Here is a 15,916-nt window from a genome sequence, read left to right as displayed (position 1 = left end):
GCGCGCGACCCTTGCGTTCCGACGATGAACACGCTTCTGTGGGTGCTCGTCGGGCTCGCCGCGTACTCGGCAGCCGCGCTTTTCCTCTCGCAGCGCGGACTCTTGCCCTCCTCCGTTCGAATCCAGGGACCGTTCACGACCGTCCACACGAAACGCGGCCGGGACTTCATCGACTGGATCGCGACGCCGAAGCGGTTCTGGCGCGCGTGGACCAATCTCGGCGTCGGCGCGACCCTCGTCGTGATGGCGGGGATGTTCTTCTTCCTGCTCGTGCAGGGGATCGCGATCGCGCGCAACCCGCCGCCGCCGTCCTCGGTGAATCAGCCACAGAACTTCCTCGTGATCCCCGGCGTCAACGACTTCCTACCGCTCTCTGTCGCCCCCGAGATCGTCTTCGGCCTGCTGGTCGGCCTCGTGGTGCACGAGGGAGGCCACGGCATCCTCTGTCGCGTCGAGGACATCGACATCGAGTCGATGGGCGTCTTCCTCTTCACCATCATTCCGCTGGGGGCGTTCGTCGAACCCAACGAGGAGAGCCAGCGAAACGCCAGCCGCGGCGGTCGGACCCGGATGTTCGCCGCGGGCGTGACGAACAACTTCTTCGTCACGTTCGTCGCGTTCGTCCTCCTCTTCGGCCCGATCATCGGGAGCATCGGCGTCGCGCCGGGGATGGCCGTTCAGGGCGCCTACGACGGCTCGCCCGCGTCGACCGCGGGGATCGCACAGGGCGATCGGATCACTGCCGTCGGTGGCGTCCCCGTGAGCAACGAGAGCTCACTCGATACGGCTCTGCTCGGCACCGACCAGCGAACAGTGACAGTCGAACTCGACAGCGGCGAGAGCGCGGCTGATCGGGAGGTGCGAACCGTCGACGTCCAGCGGTCGCTCGTCGTCGCGGGGTCGGTGGCTGGAAACCCGGCGAACCTCAGTATCGAGGGCGAACCGATCGCCGTCACCCAGGTGAACGGCTCGGCGGTCTACACGCGGACGGGCTTCGCCGAAGCCGTCGGTGAGAGTCGCTTCGCAGAGCTCACGACCGACCGCGGAACTGTCACGATCCCGGTCGGCGCGTACCTCACGCGAGTCGCTCAGGACGGACCGCTCGCACAGTCCGGCGCGCCGACCGATCCGGGCGTGATCGTGATGGCGATCGACGGCGAGCGCGTCGTCTCCTCGACGGAACTCACCCGCGCGCTCGACGCGACCGAGCCGGGCCAGACGGTCGCTGTCGAACTCTACCACGACGGGACGGTCGAGACCTACGAGGTGACGCTCGGCGAGAACCCCCGGGACGGCACCGGCTTCCTCGGCGTCAACATCTTCCCGGGGACGAGCGGGCTGCTAATAACTGACTTCGGCGTGCAGTCGTACCCGGCAGGGACGTACGTGGAACTCCTCGGCGGCGACGGCGGTCCCGACGCGACCGGGCTCACTGGCCCCGTCGCGGACTCGCCGCTCGCGACCGTCTACGTCGCGCTCGTGCTCCCCCTCGCGTCACTCGTGCTGGGAATCCCGAACTTCCCCGGCTTCACCGGAGCCGTGTTCAACTTCTACGCCATCACCGGACCGCTCGGCTTCCTCGGGACGGGCGTGTTCCTCCTCGCGAACGTCGCCTTCTGGATGGCGTGGATCAACCTCCAGCTCGGGCTGTTCAACTGCATCCCCGGCTACCCGCTCGACGGCGGGCGAATCCTCCGAGCGAGCGTCGAGGCGGTCGTCTCGCGACTGCCGATCTCGGACCGTGATCGGGTCGTGACAACCATCACGACCGGCATCGGACTGACGATGTTGGCGTCGCTGTTGCTGCTCGTGTTCGGCCCGACCGTCCTCGGCGGGTAAGGCAAATTTCGGCTGCGACCCCGCGGCCACGCCGCAGATCGATTCCCGTCGGCCGAGAACGACTCGCAACGCCCATACGGGTGGCGTGCTAACCCCGGCGTATGCCAGAGGCCCCACCGACAGACGAGGGCTGGTTCGTGCTGCACGACTTCCGCACCATCGACTGGGACGCGTGGCGCGACGCGCCCGAGCGCGAGCGAGAGCGCGCAGTCGAGGAGGGGACGGCGTACCTCGACCGTCACGAGGACGTCGCCGACATCGACGCCGACGAGGGGGCGTCGGCCGTCTTCTCCGTCCTCGGACACAAGGCCGACCTGCTCGTCGTCCACTTCCGGCCCACGCTCGACGACCTCTCGCGGGCCGAGCGTCAGTTCGAACAGACCGCACTCGCGGAGTTCACCGAACAGCCGACCTCCTACGTCTCTGTCGTCGAAATCTCGGGGTACACCGCACCCGAGTACTTCGAGGACCCAGAATCCGTCGACCAGGGAATCCGGACGTATATGGAAGACAAACTGACGCCGGAGATCCCCGACGACGAGTACGTCGCGTTCTACCCGATGTCGAAGCGGCGCGGAGAGGAGCACAACTGGTACGACCTCTCGATGGAGGACCGAGCGGAGATGATGGCGACGCACGCCGAGACCGGCAAGGAGTACGCCGGCAAAATAAAGCAGGTCATCGCCTCCTCGGTCGGCTTCGACGACTACGAGTGGGGCGTCACTCTCTTTGCCGGTGATCCGACCGACATCAAAGACATCGTCTACGATATGCGCTTCGACGAAGTCTCCTCGAAGTACGGGGAATTCGGCCAGTTCTACGTCGGCCGCCGCTTCCCGCCCGCAGACCTCGGCGCGTATCTCGACGGCGCGGCCGTCCCGACGAGCGAACACGAAGACGAGGGGCACGCCCACGGCGAGGGCGGCCACGGACACGCTCACGGCGAAGGTCACGAACACGGCCACGGCGAATCTGCCCACGGTGACGGGCACGGACACGGCGGCGAAGACGGCGACGGCCACCACGGCGGCGCTCACGCGACCGACTCCGAGAGCGACGACAGCGACATCCGCGCGGAACTCGCCGATCTGGACATCTACGCCGGTCAGCCGCACGGCGAAGACGTCTACGCGACGGTTCTCTACTCCGAGGCCGACACCGACGAACTGTTCGACGAAGTCGAGGGCCTGCGGGGGAACTTCGAGCACTACGGCACGCACGTCAAGACTGCGGTCTACGAGGCCCGCGGGCGCGACCGCAGCGCCGTCGTGAGCATCTGGGACACCCAATCTGCTGCCGAGACGGCCGCGGGCTTCCTCTCGGAACTCCCCGAGATCGTCTCCCGCGCCGGCGAGGAGTCCGGCTTCGGAACGATGGGGATGTTCTACACGGTCAAGCCCGAGCATCAGGAAGACTTCGTCGACACGTTCGACACCGTCGGAGAACTCCTCGAAGAGATGGAGGGTCACCAGGACACCGACCTGATGGTGAACGTCGAAGACGAGAACGATATGTTCATCTCCAGCCAGTGGGACGCCCGCGAGGACGCGATGGCGTTCTTCCGCTCCGACGAGTTCAGCGAGACGGTCCAGTGGGGTCGCGACATCCTCGCTGACCGGCCGCGACACGTCTTCTTGGCGTAACAGAACGTTCCGACCACTCACAGAGGGTCGCTTCCACTCCACGCCTTCCTGCGACTGCAGCGTATGACACACCGCAGTCATCCGGTTTCGAAGCGAAACGAGGGGGTTCGATTTTATTTCGCCCGCTCGTCGACGACAGACGGTCGCGAGCGGTGAATCCGGCGAGACGGTCAGTCAGCGCCGCCGCCGGTATCCGAGGACGCCGACGGCGCCCGTCAGGAGCGTCAGGGTATCCCACGGCGACGGGTCGACGTCGCGTTCGCGCGCATCACGCCGGACCCAGAGGGTCAATACGACGTGTGCGACCGCGGTCAGCACGAAAAACGCTGTTTTTCGATCGGTCACGGCGAGAGGTGAGGATCAGTCCGAGGACGCGGAGTTTCGCGGTCCGCTCGTCGCGCGCTTGTCGATCCCGGCGGCACGGATGTCCTCGCCGCCGACCGACGAGCGGAGTTCGTCCATCCCGTCGTCGCGGTCGACGCCGAAGTTGTCCGCATAGAGGTCGGCGACGCGCGCCATCTCCTCGTCGGAGAGTTTCGGCACCTCGGAGGCGGCGGCCCACTCGGTGATGTCTTCTTTCGTGTGGAACGTCGGCGTCACCGACGCGACCTCGTCGTAGGTGAGGAGGTAGGCGATGGCGGCCTGTCCCATCGTGCGCTCGCCGTCGCGTTCGAGGAAGCGCAGCGCGTCGACTTTCTCCCAGCCCGTCTCGTACCACGCGTCGGGGCGGAAGCCGCGGTGGTCGTCGAGGTCGTGACCGGTCTCGGGCGTCACCTGCTCGTTCAGGAGGCCCGAGGAGTGCGGCACGCGCGGGATGAGGCTGGTCGAGGAGCCGGTCTTCTCGATCGTGTCGAGGAAGTGGTTGCCGACCTCCTGCTCGAAGAGGTTCCAGACGAGTTGCAGGGAGTCGAACTCCTCTTCGATCGCCATATCGCCCTCGGCGAGCCAGCCGATCGAGGGGCCGAGCGCCCAGCCGATCGAGCGGACGAGCCCCTCTTCGCGGAGTTCATCGAGCGCTTCGAGAACGTCGGCGTCGACTTCCTCGACGTTCGCGTTGTGGAGCTGGAGAACGTCGACGTACTCCATATCGAGCCGATCGAGGCTCTTTTCGGTCGCCGAGCGGACCCACTCGCCGGACATCTCCTTCGGGAGTTCGCCGTGTCCAGCCTGGGGGTTGTTGTAGAAGTCGTAGCCGACTTTCGTGGCGACGGTGACCTCCTCGCGGTAGTCGGCGAGCGCCTCGCCGAGGACTTCTTCGCTTTCGCCGTGACCGTACACGTCGCCGGTGTCGAAGTACGTGATGCCCTCGTCGATGGCGTGGTGGATCATCTCGATCGCGTCCGATCGCGTCCGGTCGCCCCACCAGTCGGTGCCGACGACCCACGCGCCGAAGCCGACTTCGCTCACTTCGACGTCGGAATCGCCCAGTGTCCGATGGTTCATATCCCACGGTTAGGGGTCGATTCACTTATACTGTCTGCTACCGCGCTACAGAGTCACTCGCGCTCGTATCGGAAGACACCCGCAGGGTCGTATCGCTCGCGCACCCGGCGGAGTCGGTCTGCGTGCGTCGCGTACACGTCGTCGGCGTCGGGGGCGCTCCCGCCGGCGAAGTTCGGGAGCGTGCCCGGCGTGGAGTCGAGAGCGCGGAACTCTCGACAGGTCTCGCGCACCCACTGGACGTTCTCCGGCGTCGCCATCGGGTCGTCCCAGGCGGCTTCGACGTTCACGACGACCGCCGCGTCTCGGCCGACCACCGGACTCGTCTCGTCGGAGACGCGTTCGACCGCGCCGTGCATCGGCCAGACGACAACCGTCGAGAGTTCCGAGGGGGCGCTCGTCGCCGTGTCGGCGAGGAGATCGATCGCGTCGTCGCCGAGTTCCGGGAGCGGCACCGACTTCCAGAAGTAGTGACGGCCGTCGGGGAAGTCGTGGTCCATCATCGTCTGGAGGTCGGTGTACGCCATCGTGTCGGTCGACGCCGCGAAGGCGTCCGCCCGGTCGATGAACGGTGCACATTCGTCGCGCCCGGCCACAGGATCGCCCGCGTAGACCCCCGAGAGAACGAAAGCGAACTCGCCGTGCCGGTCGGCCGGAAACTCCGCCGTCGCCGGGACAGCAGCGAAGTACGGCGAGACACAGGACTCGTCGGGTGCGTCGCCTTGGTACTCGCGGTACGCTCGGAGCGCGTCGGGGGCGGCATCGATCGGCAGCCACGACTCGAAGTAGAGCACGTCGTGATCCAGCGGGTGGAGGTCGAACTCGAACGCGGTGACGATGCCGACGGTGCCACCGCCGCGGGCCGCCCAGAACAAGTCTGTGCGTTGGTCCGGACCCGCCGTTACGCGCTCGCCCTCGCCGGTGACGACGTCGATCGACCGGAGGTTGTCGGCCGTGAAACCGTGTTTCGGCGAGAGATAGCCCGTTCCGCCGCCGAGCGTGAGGCCGGCGACGCCAGTGTCCGAGAAGACCCCGCCGGGCGTCGCGAGGCCGAACGACTGAGTCGCGCGGTCGACTGTGCCCCAGGTCGCTCCCGGGCCGACGCGTGCCGTCCGGTCGTCGGGATCGACGCGCACCCACTCCATTCGGGAGCAGTCGACGACGAGCGCTCCGGACGCGACCGACGCACCCGAGACGCTGTGGCCGCCGCTTCGGACCGTGAGGTCGACGTCGTGCTCGCGAGCGAACGCGACGCTCGCTCGCACGTCGGCAGTGCTCTCGCAGTACGCGATGGCCGCGGGGTATTCGTTCACCATCCCGTTCCAGACGCGGCGCGCCGCCGCGTAGGAATCGTCCGTCGGCGTGACGAGCGACCCGTCGAGTCCCGACGAAAACTGATCGAACGGGAGCGAGGCGGCGATCGCTCGCGCCTCTCGATTCGCGTCCATATCGGGTCGAAGACGTGGTGTGGCTTACCGCTTGGGGCTGACGCCGCCTCCGAAACCGCGGCTTAGAGCAGGTCGGCCATCTGATCGAGGTAGTCGTCGTACACCGAGAGCGCGGATTCGATCGGTTCCGGCGAGGTCATATCGACCCCGGCGGTGTCGAGGACGTCCATCGGGTATTCGGCGCCGCCGAGCGCTAGCGCCTCGCGGTACGCCGCGGCGGCGTCCTCGCCCTCTTCGAGGATGCGCTCGACGATCGCGACGGCGGCCGAGATGCCGGTCGCGTACTGGTAGACGTAGTAGTTGTAGTAGAAGTGCGGAATGCGCATCCACTCGCGGGCGATCCGGTCGTCGAGTTCGGCCGGTTCGTAGAACTCCGCTTTGAGGTCGCGGTACGTCTCGTCGAAGCGGTCGGGCGTGAGCGCGCCCTCGGCCTCGGCGACCTCGTGGATCTGGAGTTCGAAATCTGCGAACATCGTCTGGCGGTACAGCGTCGAGCGGAAGCGTTCGAGGTACTCGTCGAGGACGTGCATCCGGAGTTCGTCGTCGTCGACAGTCTCGAGGAGGTGCTGCGTCAGAAGCGTCTCGTTGACCGTCGAGGCGACCTCCGCGACGAAGATCGTGTAGTCGGCGTACTGCCAAGGTTGCTGGTCTTTCGCGAGTTCGGAGTGCAGTGAGTGGCCGAGTTCGTGTGCCAGCGTGAACATCGAGGCGATGTCGTCCTGGTAGTTCATCAGGATGAACGGCTGGGTGTCGTAGGTGCCGGCCGAGAAGGCGCCCGAGCGCTTGCCGCGGTTCTCGTAGACGTCGACCCAGCGCGACTCCAGGCCTTCTTCGACCCGTTCTTGATACTCCTCGCCGAGCGGTTCGAGCGCGTCGACGATGTACTCGGTCGCCTGCTCGTAGGGAATCTCGGGCCCTTCGTCACCCGTCATCGACATATACAGGTCCCACATCCGGAGGTCGTCGACGCCCAGCGCCTCGCGCTTCAGTTCGCCGTGGCGGTGGAGACTGTCGAGGTTCTCCCGGACGGTCTCGACGAGGTTGTCGTACACCTCGACCGGGACGTTGGGGCCGTCGAGCGCGGCCTCGCGCGCGGTCTCGTAGTTGCGTGCGCGGGCGTACTTCACGTCTTTCTTGACGCTGTTCTTCAGCGAGGTGCCGACGGCGTTGCGGACGTCGGCCCACTCGTCGTAGAACTGTTCGTAGACCTCCCGGCGGAACGCACGGTCGGGGTGTTTCTGGAGTTTCGTGAAGTTCCCCTGCGTGATCTCGACGTCCTCGCCGTCGGGGCGCTCGACGGTCGGGAACGTCATATCGGCGTTCGAGAGCATCCCGTAGATGTCCGAGGAGGCGCCCGCGACTTCGCCCAGCTCGGCGAGCAGCTCTTCGACCTCCGCCGACCGGGTGTGCGGCTTCATTCGCAGGACGTCGTCGAAGTAATGCTCGTACTCCGCGAGCTCGGGCTCGGCGTCGACGAAGGACTCGACGTCGCTCTCGTCGAGTTCCTGTAGTTCGGGTTCGAGGAAACTCGTCGCCGACTGCGCCGACGACGAGAGGGACTCCGCTTTCGCCTGGAGCGCCTGGTACTCCTGATTTCGGGTGTCTTCGGCGCTCCGGAGGCTCGCGTAGCTGCTCACTTTCGAGACCTCTCGGAGGATCTCCTCGCGGAGTTCCAGCAGTTCGAGCAGCGTTTCGGGACTCTCTGTCGCGCGGCCCTCGTACGCCCGGAGGTCGTCGACGCGGTCGCTGACGGACTCGTAGGCGGCCTGCCAGGCCTCGTCGTCCTCGTAGATGCTCGCGAGGTCCCACTTGTCCTCGGTGTCGATTTCGCTCCGTTCGGGAACCTGACTCATACCTGGAGAAACAGCGGAGTGGTGGTAAGGCTTACTCACGCGGGGAAATTGGGGGACAGAGAAGAAGCGAGACGAGAGAACCCGAACGCGTTACTCGCGGAGCGAAGAGGCGATGTCCTGAAGCGACTCGTTCGGGCGCGCAGGGACGTCGTAGACGAGTCGGTCACCGGGTTCGCGGAGCCCATAGCAGAATCCCGGATCGAGTTCGTCGAGTTCGACCGCGTCGTCGGGGTCGCGGTCGTGTTCGTCACACCACTCGACGAGTCGGTTCTCGCCCTCGCGTGGCTCGCGGACCAGCCGTTCGTTGTCGTAGGACCCGCGAACGAGCAGCCCGGTCGAGTCAGAAACGACCCGCGCGTACGTCGTGATACCGTCGAGTAGCAGTCGGACGACGTCGCCCTCCTCGGCGGCGACGCCGTCGGGGAGGCGAAGACAGGGGCGTCTGGTGCCGCCGCTGCGGGCGAGCGTCGCGTGAAGGCTCGTCACCGAGGGGTGGTCGCTCGGGACGCGCTCGGACACGGTCGCTTACTCTTCGTCGGCTTCGTCGTCGGCTTCGTCGCCGGCTTCTTCGTCTTCCTCGTCGCCGCCGAGGACGTCTTCGATTGCGCCGTCGACGACGGAGGCGTTGACCTGCGCCGTCTCTTCGGAGACCTGCCGACCGCGGACGGTGATGCGCTTGCGCTCGCCGTCGCGGGAGGGCTTGTAACCGACGCCGCCCTCCAGGAGCAGTTCCTTCAGGTTCGATCCGGCGACGTTTTCGCGCATCGGGCGGCCAGCCTCGTCGGAGCCACCGGTGAGTTCGAGGGTGAGTCCGTCGAGACCGACGGCACCGCCGTCGACCTCGTCGCCGAGTTCGCGACCGAGGAATCGGTTCGCGTCCTGTCCGTCGACCTCGAACTGCTGGGTGTGTCCGGTCTCGTCGGAGACGACGACCTTGAATTCAGCCATAGGGGAGACGAGACGGCCGCCGATAAAAAGTACGTCGAAAGCGACTCTCGGGCGAACGCCGTACGGGGCGGCTCACGCCCCTGTGCTGGTCGGTGTTCTGTCGGCGCTGACAGTCTACGTCTCGGAGTCGGTCTCGAAGCCGTCCTCCCAGTAGAATCGCCCGTTCCGCTGGATCACGTCGCCGTCGACCTCCAGCCGGGAGTTTTCGCTAACGTCGGTGATGAGGTCGGTATGGATGGCCGAGTCGTTGCCGGATTCGCCCGCGGGCACGCAGGCGTCGTACGCGCGCCCGAGCGCGAGGTGGACGGTATCGCCCATCTTCTCGTCGAAGAGGATGTTGTCGGTGACGCGGTCGATGCCGCGGTTCATCCCGATGCCGAGTTCGCCGAGTCGACGCGCACCGGCGTCGGTATCGATGAGGTCGGCGAGAGTGTCTTCTCCAGCGGCGGCGGTGAAGTCGACGACCTCGCCGTCTTCGAATCGGAGCCAGACGTCGCGGACGCGTGCCCCGGAGATGGTCATCGGGACGTCGAATCGAACCTCGCCTTCGGTGTCGTAGGGAGCCGTGAAGACCTCTCCGGAGGGGAGATTGTGCGAGTCGTAAGCGACAGAGGCCGCAGAGTTCACCGCGTTCCGACCCTCGATCGACATCGTCAGGTCGGTGTCGCCGGACACCAGCCGCACTTCGCTGCCGGCGTCGAGAACGTCCTTCACGCGGCTCATCTCCTCGGCCAGGGACTCCCAATCGCGGAGGATCGCCTCGTAGACGAAGTCCTGGTAGGCCTCATACGACATCCCGGCCTGCTGGGCGAGCGAGCGGGTCGGGTGGACCGTCGAGACCCAGTCGGTCGCGAGGCGGGCCTCCCGAACTCGCTGGTTCGCGCGGGCGGCAGCCTGTCGGGTCTCGCCGTCGACGTCGGCCGTCGCGAACGTGTTGCGACCGCCGCCGAGAGCGAGGACCGAGTCGGCGTTCTCGTAGAGTGCGAGTTCGTGTGCCGGCGCTTCGTCGAAGTCTCCCGCGTGCGCGCGGAGGTACGCGCGAGAAACCTCTTCTGACGCGTACGTGGTGACGACGTTCGCGCCGCGTTCACCGAGCACCTCGGCGACGGCAACTGCGAGGTCGTGTGCGCCCTCGGCGACGCTGACGACGACGTCGTCTCCCTCTTCGATCCGAGCGCTCCAGTCGACAAGGATCTCCGCGTGTTCGCGGATGCGTTCGTCCATACTCGGTCCTCGCGCGGCGCGGTGAAAAACGCTTATCGCCCGGCGGGGGGGAACCTCGGGCGTGACCACTATCGCACTTGCCACCTGCGAGGAACTTCCGTCGCTCGTCGACGACGACGCCTCCTTCGTTTCTGCCCTCCGCGACCGCGACGTGACCGTCGAGCCGGTCGTCTGGTCCGACGACTCGGTCACGTGGGATCGGTTCGACGCCGTGCTCGTCCGATCGATCTGGGACTACTACCGCCACCCCGAGGAATTCGCGGCGTGGATCGACCGCCTGAAAGCGGCCTCGTGTCCGGTGTGGAATCACCCCGAGACGCTGCGGTGGAATCAGCACAAATTCTACCTCCGCGACCTCGAAGAACGCGGCGTCTCGACGCTCCCGACGGAGTACGTCGAACGCGGTCGCGACGTCGAACTATCGACCATCGTCGACGACCGCGAATGGGACGAGGTGGTCGTCAAGCCCGCCATCAGTGCGGGCGCATTCGAGACGAGACGGATCGCCCGTGCGGACGCTGCAGACGAGCAAGTCTGGTTCGACGACCTACTGGCGGAGCGAGATGTTCTCGTCCAGCAGTTCGCCGGCGGGATCACGGCAGGCGAGTGGTCGCTGGTGTTTTTCGACGGTGCATTCAGCCACGCCGTCGTCAAACGTCCGAAGGCGGGCGACTTCCGCGTACAGGAGGACCACGGCGGCAGCGTCGCGATCGAGAGACCGAGCGATTCGCTCCGCGCGCAGGCCAACGACGTCGTCGATGCAGTGACGGCAGAGATGGACGGCGAGCGCCCCCTGTACGCCCGCGTCGACGGCATCGAACGCGGAGAGTCGGGTCGTCTGGATCAGACCGAGCCCGGCGCTGGCGTCGGCACCGACTTTCATCTTCTCGAAGTCGAACTGATCGAACCGGAACTGTTCTTCCGCGTCGACGGCGACGCCGGCCCGCGGCTCGCTGAGGCGCTCGACGAACGGCTCTAAACCACAATCACTACCACCTCCGGCGGCGGAATCGGTCGTATGCAACTGGGCGTTATCGGACTCGGCCGGATGGGACAGATCGTCGTCGACCGCGTGCTAGACGCGGGCCACGACGTGGTGGCGTTCGACCTCGATGCGGAGGCAGTCGCGACCGCCGCCGACGCGGGGGCGACGCCCGCGGAGGACCTCGACGACCTCACCGACCGACTCGGCGCAGAGAAACGGATCTGGCTGATGGTGCCGGCGGGCGAGGCCGTCGACGCGACGCTCGAAGAACTCGAACCGCACCTCGGCGCAGACGACGTCGTCGTCGACGGCGGCAACTCACACTTCGAGGCGTCCGTCCGCAGAGGGGAATCGACCGACGCGGCGTACCTCGACTGTGGGACCTCCGGCGGTCCGGCGGGAGCCGAACTCGGCTTCTCGCTGATGGTCGGCGGCCCCGAGTGGGCCTACGAGGCAATGACGCCCGTCTTCGACGCCGTCGCGACCGGTCCCGACGGCCACGACCGGATGGGGCCGAGTGGGTCGGGCCACTACGTGAAGATGGTCCACAACGGCGTCGAGTACGCACTGATGCAGACGTACGGCGAAGGCTTCGAGTTGCTCGCGAACGGTCGCTACGACCTCGATCTGGAGTCGGTCGCGCGCACTTGGAACAACGGCGCGGTCATCCGCTCGTGGCTGCTCGAACTCTGCGAGGAGGCGTTCCGCGGGGAGGGCAGCGACCTGGGCGACGTTGCTGACCACGTCGCCGGCGGTTCGACCGGGACGTGGACGGTTCAAGAAGCGCTCGAACAGGAGATCCCGGTGCCGCTCATCTACCAGGCGCTCGCAGAGCGGTTCGGTAGTCGCGCGGACGACGGCCGGTTCGCCCGGCGACTCGCCAATCGGCTGCGGTACGGGTTCGGCCGCCACGAAGTGAAGCGGCGCGACTAGCACGACGGAGGTGAACTCCCTGTTCGTCGGGTTCGTTCGTCGCTGACGACCGCGGCGCGGCAATCACAATTTCCTTAACCCCCGACTCCGTAGCCGGCGATATGGTCGAAATCAACCTCGTGGGGCTGGGCACCGGGGTGGCCCTGGCGCTCCTCGCGGTGGCGCTGCACTACGCTCGCGGCACCGGATGGACGCCCACCGCGGACATCACCCAGGAGGTGCTCGAACAGCGGGCGAGCACCGTTTCGGAGACGGACTTCCCCGAACCGATGAACCGGTCCATCGGCGGCGGTGCCGCCCCCGCAGGGGCTGTCACCGGCGGCGAGGAAGGGGCCGAACTCGAAGAGAGCGGGGAAGCCGAGGAATCGAGTCCTGCCAACATTCCCGAAGACGAAATCGAGTACTTCGACGTCGAGTACGTCAAGCAGGGCGAGACCATCGAGGTCGCGAACAACGAGACAGTTCTCGAGGCCGGCGAAGACGAAGGCTGGGATATGCCGTACGCCTGCCGTCAGGGTCAGTGTGTCTCCTGTGCCGGCCAGATTACCTCCGGCGGCAACTCCGAGGACTACGTCGTCCACGACAACCAACAGATGCTCGACGACGCCGAGCTCGACGAGGGGTACACACTCACGTGCGTCGCGTACCCGCGCGCCGAGTTCTCGATCGAGACTGGCGAAGCTCCCTGAGACGGCCGCGCTTTTGATTCGACGTCACAGACCTGTTCACAACGGTTAAACCACCGGCCAGTCTATCCAATTTCGAGGGCCCGTAGCTCAGTGGACAGAGTCCCTGGTTCCGGACCAGGATGTCGCGGGTTCAAATCCCGTCGGGTCCGTTCGCTTCGCTCACTCCCCCGACGTAGTCACGTTCGCTGACGCTCACGTGACTCCCGTCGGGTCCGTTTTGTGGAGTTTACGTGTGAACGAGATCTGTCTCGCCTCGCACTGAATCCCTGTCGAGCCTGTTCTGTGAAATTTACGTATGAACGGGGCGTATTGAACTGTCGTCGAGTCCGCGATTGCCCGCTCGACGTTCTCCATCATACTTCAGCCGATCGTGACCGGCAGCCACACCCGTTGCCGCCACTAACGTCCCGTTTGCGCTCAGTATCTCCCCGTCGACGGAGTGCGGTCATTTATGCGACAGCAAATCGCCTGCCTACGCGTGAGTCAGGGAGAGAAGATCTTGCCGCGCGAACCTTCTTGCGAGGACCCAATAAAACACTAGTAGAGTTTAAATTGAGAAGGTGTGGAGTCTATCGTGAGTCAGACGAGTCACTCGACGTAACCCAACTCTCGAAGCCGCTCTTCGAGGTCGTCGTCGAGGTCGACATCGGACAAGGTATCGCTGATTCGCTCGTTCCGCACGCGAACCACGTCGAGGAGCTGCAAGGCCGTCCGGAGTTTGAAGTGAACGTCTGCGCCGTCCGTGTCTTCGATCACGCTCTCCAGGAGCGAAGCGAGGGCATCCGAAGTGTTCTGAGGCATAGAAGAGGCTTGTCGCAGTCGAGCAAAAATCGTCGGGTCCGTACAAATATAGTAGCATTTGAGAGTGAGTATACAGCCGATCGCACGCGTCGTGTGAGCGCGTGAAACCAGGAAACGCTGCGGGGGACGGTTACGGCTCCGTCTCGTCGGGGATTTTCCACGTGTTTCCGTCGAGTTCCAGCAGCCCGTAGTGCTTGAGCACTTGCAGAAGATCGACGAGCGACTCGGCGTCGTAATCGGCCGTCATCTCTGCAGGGAGTTCCGCGGCGATCGTACTCCGCGTCCCGGCCTGCATCCGCTCGACCGTTTCGAGGACCTGTTTGACGTCTCCGAGAAGAGGTTCGATGGAATCATCTGAGTCAGTTTTAGATCCTAATTTCTCCATAACGTCTTCGTACGGTCCAGATAGTTCCATAGAGACGTTGATTACATCGTCATTCACAGATTCTGAGTCTTCCATACGACAAAGTGAGAACAGAATGTACAAATTTGCTTCTATCTGGATTGTAGCAGAGCCATCAACCTCCGAGAAGGCGAGAATTTTCGGCCCACAGCAGTTCGGTAGCCGACTTGATGCGCGCCTAGCAGTTGCGGATCACACGTTCGATACGAGAGAACTATAACATACGTACGTATGTTAGGGGTTCGTTCGGAATAGAGACAGTAGAGTAGCGTTCGCAACTGATAGGGATTATCGTAACTGTTCGGAGATTCTCGCCGCACCGTCCGGCGGGAGATCTACGAGGACTTACGAGAGTCCCTATGAGTACCCAGCAGATCGCACGACAGTGTGTAATCGGTGAGTGAAGACTCGCAAATGCTACTATAGTCCGCCGAACCGTCGAATCACATCTCGATGTTGAAGCGCGCGAGGACGAGTCGACGGGTCGGGCTGGAGTCGCCGTAGAACGAGGTTTCGTTTGTTCGAACAACGCTCGTTTAGAAGGTATCTATACAAGTACAGATATTACATATATTATAGCGTATAGATTGTGGATAACTAAATTGAGTCCGTATAGCGGAACAGGGTCGAGCGTAAAACGCATTTAGACGGCGTCTGACGAGCGACAGCAGACTAATGTTCGTCCTGACCGAACTTTTATATTTACATCCGTTGACTAAACAGTATGAACGACGACGCGCGCCCGACCGTTCAGACGACGCAGACGTCGATCGAGATTCTCGATGTAGTCAGACGACGGGACAGCGCGCGGCTAACGGAGATTGCCGACGCGGTGGGGCTCGCGAAGAGCACGGCTTACAAGCACCTCGTGACTCTCGAACAGAACGGATTCCTCAGACGGGACGGCAACGCCTATCGGATCGGACTGGGGCTCCTCACCTACGGCGAGCACGTCAGGCATCACTGGCCGGGCTTCGAGGAAGCGACAGAAGCAGTAACGGAGCTAACCGAGCGAACCCAAGAAGAGGTCGACTTCGTCGTCGAGGACGGTGGTCGTGTGACCACCCTCGTCGAGTCGTATCACCCCTGGGTAAAGTACGACGATTCGGTCGATACCGACTCGTCAGCATCCTACCGAGCTCGGGTCGGCGACAGTTACGGGATGCACTCGACGGCCGCCGGGCTCGCGATTCTCGCCGAGTATTCGGAAGAACGGGTCGAGCGGATCCTCGATCGACGGGGGCTCCCGAGACGAACCGAACACACCATCACTGATCGAGCGACGCTGTTCGAGGCGCTCGAACGGATCCGTGAGGACGGATACGCCGTCAACGATCAGGGATACACCGAGGGGATGCGAAGCCTCGGAAAGGCGGTTTGCGGCCCCGACGGGACTGTCGCCGGCGCGCTCAGCGTCGCCGGACCGACGTACCGCATCGACGGCGCCGTCTTGGAAGAGCACCTCCCGAGAGCCCTCGAAGAGACGGTCCGCTCGCTCGAAGCAGCGCTCGCAGAGCGGTCGCGTCCGCCCCGGTAATCCAGCCGACTACCCGGAACCCGAAGCCGTCCAGCAGCTATTGTTTGGTACTGTGCTCTATATTCGCACGGATTGGGGGCGAGTACGCGGAAGATGGTAATAAATCAATGGTAGAATGGGTTGTTTTTCATAGAGAATCACGGTTGACTGCGGGTCCCTCCCGGCGTAACTGT

Annotated in this window: 14 protein-coding genes and 1 tRNA gene; 7 read left to right on the top strand and 8 right to left on the bottom strand. The window is 64.6% G+C overall.

Going from position 1 to position 15,916, the window contains the following annotated elements; all coding sequences use genetic code 11:
• The first annotated feature begins 24 nt into the window (after positions 1–24).
• Complete coding sequence (locus tag RBH22_RS13910; RefSeq protein ID WP_306677878.1) at positions 25–1,839, top strand: site-2 protease family protein; 1,815 nt, start codon at positions 25–27, stop codon at positions 1,837–1,839.
• 101 nt (positions 1,840–1,940) lie between these two features.
• Entirely contained in the window at positions 1,941–3,482 is a 1,542-nt protein-coding gene (locus RBH22_RS13905) for a heme-binding protein (RefSeq protein ID WP_306677877.1), read from the top strand.
• A gap of 360 nt (positions 3,483–3,842) precedes the next feature.
• Here RBH22_RS13905 and RBH22_RS13900 read toward each other — a convergent pair whose 3' ends face one another.
• The 6 genes from RBH22_RS13900 to RBH22_RS13875 all read right to left on the bottom strand — a co-directional run bounded on the left by RBH22_RS13900 (position 3,843) and on the right by RBH22_RS13875 (position 10,395).
• The gene (locus RBH22_RS13900; RefSeq protein ID WP_256546247.1) at positions 3,843–4,925 is read right to left on the bottom strand and encodes an aldo/keto reductase; all 1,083 of its coding nucleotides are present in this window, start codon (positions 4,923–4,925) and stop codon (positions 3,843–3,845) included.
• Positions 4,926–4,978: 53 nt separating this feature from the next.
• The gene (locus RBH22_RS13895; RefSeq protein WP_256546246.1) at positions 4,979–6,370 is read right to left on the bottom strand and encodes an FAD-binding oxidoreductase; all 1,392 of its coding nucleotides are present in this window, start codon (positions 6,368–6,370) and stop codon (positions 4,979–4,981) included.
• Positions 6,371–6,432: 62 nt separating this feature from the next.
• Entirely contained in the window at positions 6,433–8,223 is a 1,791-nt protein-coding gene (pepF, locus tag RBH22_RS13890; protein ID WP_306677876.1) for an oligoendopeptidase F, read from the bottom strand.
• Positions 8,224–8,313: 90 nt separating this feature from the next.
• On the bottom strand, positions 8,314–8,742 hold the full coding sequence (locus RBH22_RS13885) for a hypothetical protein (RefSeq protein WP_256546244.1): 429 nt from the start codon (positions 8,740–8,742) through the stop codon (positions 8,314–8,316).
• A gap of 6 nt (positions 8,743–8,748) precedes the next feature.
• Complete coding sequence (locus RBH22_RS13880) at positions 8,749–9,171, bottom strand: 30S ribosomal protein S6e (protein ID WP_256546243.1); 423 nt, start codon at positions 9,169–9,171, stop codon at positions 8,749–8,751.
• 114 nt (positions 9,172–9,285) lie between these two features.
• Entirely contained in the window at positions 9,286–10,395 is a 1,110-nt protein-coding gene (locus tag RBH22_RS13875; RefSeq protein WP_306677875.1) for an aminopeptidase, read from the bottom strand.
• 61 nt (positions 10,396–10,456) lie between these two features.
• On the opposite strand from RBH22_RS13875, the gene RBH22_RS13870 reads away from it, so the two are divergent.
• From RBH22_RS13870 to RBH22_RS13855, 4 genes are all read left to right on the top strand, one after another.
• On the top strand, positions 10,457–11,374 hold the full coding sequence (locus RBH22_RS13870) for a hypothetical protein (protein ID WP_306677874.1): 918 nt from the start codon (positions 10,457–10,459) through the stop codon (positions 11,372–11,374).
• Between the two features lie 39 nt (positions 11,375–11,413).
• Positions 11,414–12,313 (top strand): phosphogluconate dehydrogenase (NAD(+)-dependent, decarboxylating), encoded by a 900-nt coding sequence (gnd, locus tag RBH22_RS13865; protein WP_306677873.1) that lies wholly within the window; start codon positions 11,414–11,416, stop codon positions 12,311–12,313.
• A gap of 101 nt (positions 12,314–12,414) precedes the next feature.
• Entirely contained in the window at positions 12,415–13,002 is a 588-nt protein-coding gene (locus tag RBH22_RS13860) for a 2Fe-2S iron-sulfur cluster-binding protein (RefSeq protein ID WP_306677872.1), read from the top strand.
• 76 nt (positions 13,003–13,078) lie between these two features.
• Positions 13,079–13,151, top strand: a tRNA-Arg gene (locus RBH22_RS13855).
• A 439-nt stretch (positions 13,152–13,590) separates the two neighbouring features.
• Here RBH22_RS13855 and RBH22_RS13850 read toward each other — a convergent pair.
• Both RBH22_RS13850 and RBH22_RS13845 read right to left on the bottom strand, forming a co-directional pair.
• The gene (locus RBH22_RS13850) at positions 13,591–13,803 is read right to left on the bottom strand and encodes a hypothetical protein (RefSeq protein WP_306677871.1); all 213 of its coding nucleotides are present in this window, start codon (positions 13,801–13,803) and stop codon (positions 13,591–13,593) included.
• 130 nt (positions 13,804–13,933) lie between these two features.
• Entirely contained in the window at positions 13,934–14,263 is a 330-nt protein-coding gene (locus RBH22_RS13845) for a hypothetical protein (protein WP_306677870.1), read from the bottom strand.
• Positions 14,264–14,930: 667 nt separating this feature from the next.
• Between RBH22_RS13845 and RBH22_RS13840 the strand changes: the two genes are divergently transcribed.
• Complete coding sequence (locus RBH22_RS13840; RefSeq protein WP_306677869.1) at positions 14,931–15,743, top strand: IclR family transcriptional regulator; 813 nt, start codon at positions 14,931–14,933, stop codon at positions 15,741–15,743.
• Positions 15,744–15,916: the final 173 nt, after the last annotated feature.

Source organism: Halobellus sp. H-GB7 (assembly GCF_030848585.1).
GTDB classification, from domain to species: Archaea; Halobacteriota; Halobacteria; order Halobacteriales; family Haloferacaceae; genus Haloquadratum; species Haloquadratum inordinatus.
Note: the sequence above shows the minus strand (reverse complement) of the source record. Positions and strands in the feature narration are given on the sequence as shown.

Coding starts and splice junctions, on each gene's coding strand:
- RBH22_RS13910 (WP_306677878.1), top strand. CDS start 25: ATGAACACGCTTCTGTGGGTGCTCGTCGGGCTCGCCGCGTACTCGGCA.
- RBH22_RS13905 (WP_306677877.1), top strand. CDS start 1,941: ATGCCAGAGGCCCCACCGACAGACGAGGGCTGGTTCGTGCTGCACGAC.
- RBH22_RS13900 (WP_256546247.1), bottom strand. CDS start 4,925: ATGAACCATCGGACACTGGGCGATTCCGACGTCGAAGTGAGCGAAGTC.
- RBH22_RS13895 (WP_256546246.1), bottom strand. CDS start 6,370: ATGGACGCGAATCGAGAGGCGCGAGCGATCGCCGCCTCGCTCCCGTTC.
- pepF (WP_306677876.1), bottom strand. CDS start 8,223: ATGAGTCAGGTTCCCGAACGGAGCGAAATCGACACCGAGGACAAGTGG.
- RBH22_RS13880 (WP_256546243.1), bottom strand. CDS start 9,171: ATGGCTGAATTCAAGGTCGTCGTCTCCGACGAGACCGGACACACCCAG.
- RBH22_RS13875 (WP_306677875.1), bottom strand. CDS start 10,395: ATGGACGAACGCATCCGCGAACACGCGGAGATCCTTGTCGACTGGAGC.
- gnd (WP_306677873.1), top strand. CDS start 11,414: ATGCAACTGGGCGTTATCGGACTCGGCCGGATGGGACAGATCGTCGTC.
- RBH22_RS13860 (WP_306677872.1), top strand. CDS start 12,415: ATGGTCGAAATCAACCTCGTGGGGCTGGGCACCGGGGTGGCCCTGGCG.
- RBH22_RS13850 (WP_306677871.1), bottom strand. CDS start 13,803: ATGCCTCAGAACACTTCGGATGCCCTCGCTTCGCTCCTGGAGAGCGTG.
- RBH22_RS13845 (WP_306677870.1), bottom strand. CDS start 14,263: ATGGAAGACTCAGAATCTGTGAATGACGATGTAATCAACGTCTCTATG.
- RBH22_RS13840 (WP_306677869.1), top strand. CDS start 14,931: ATGAACGACGACGCGCGCCCGACCGTTCAGACGACGCAGACGTCGATC.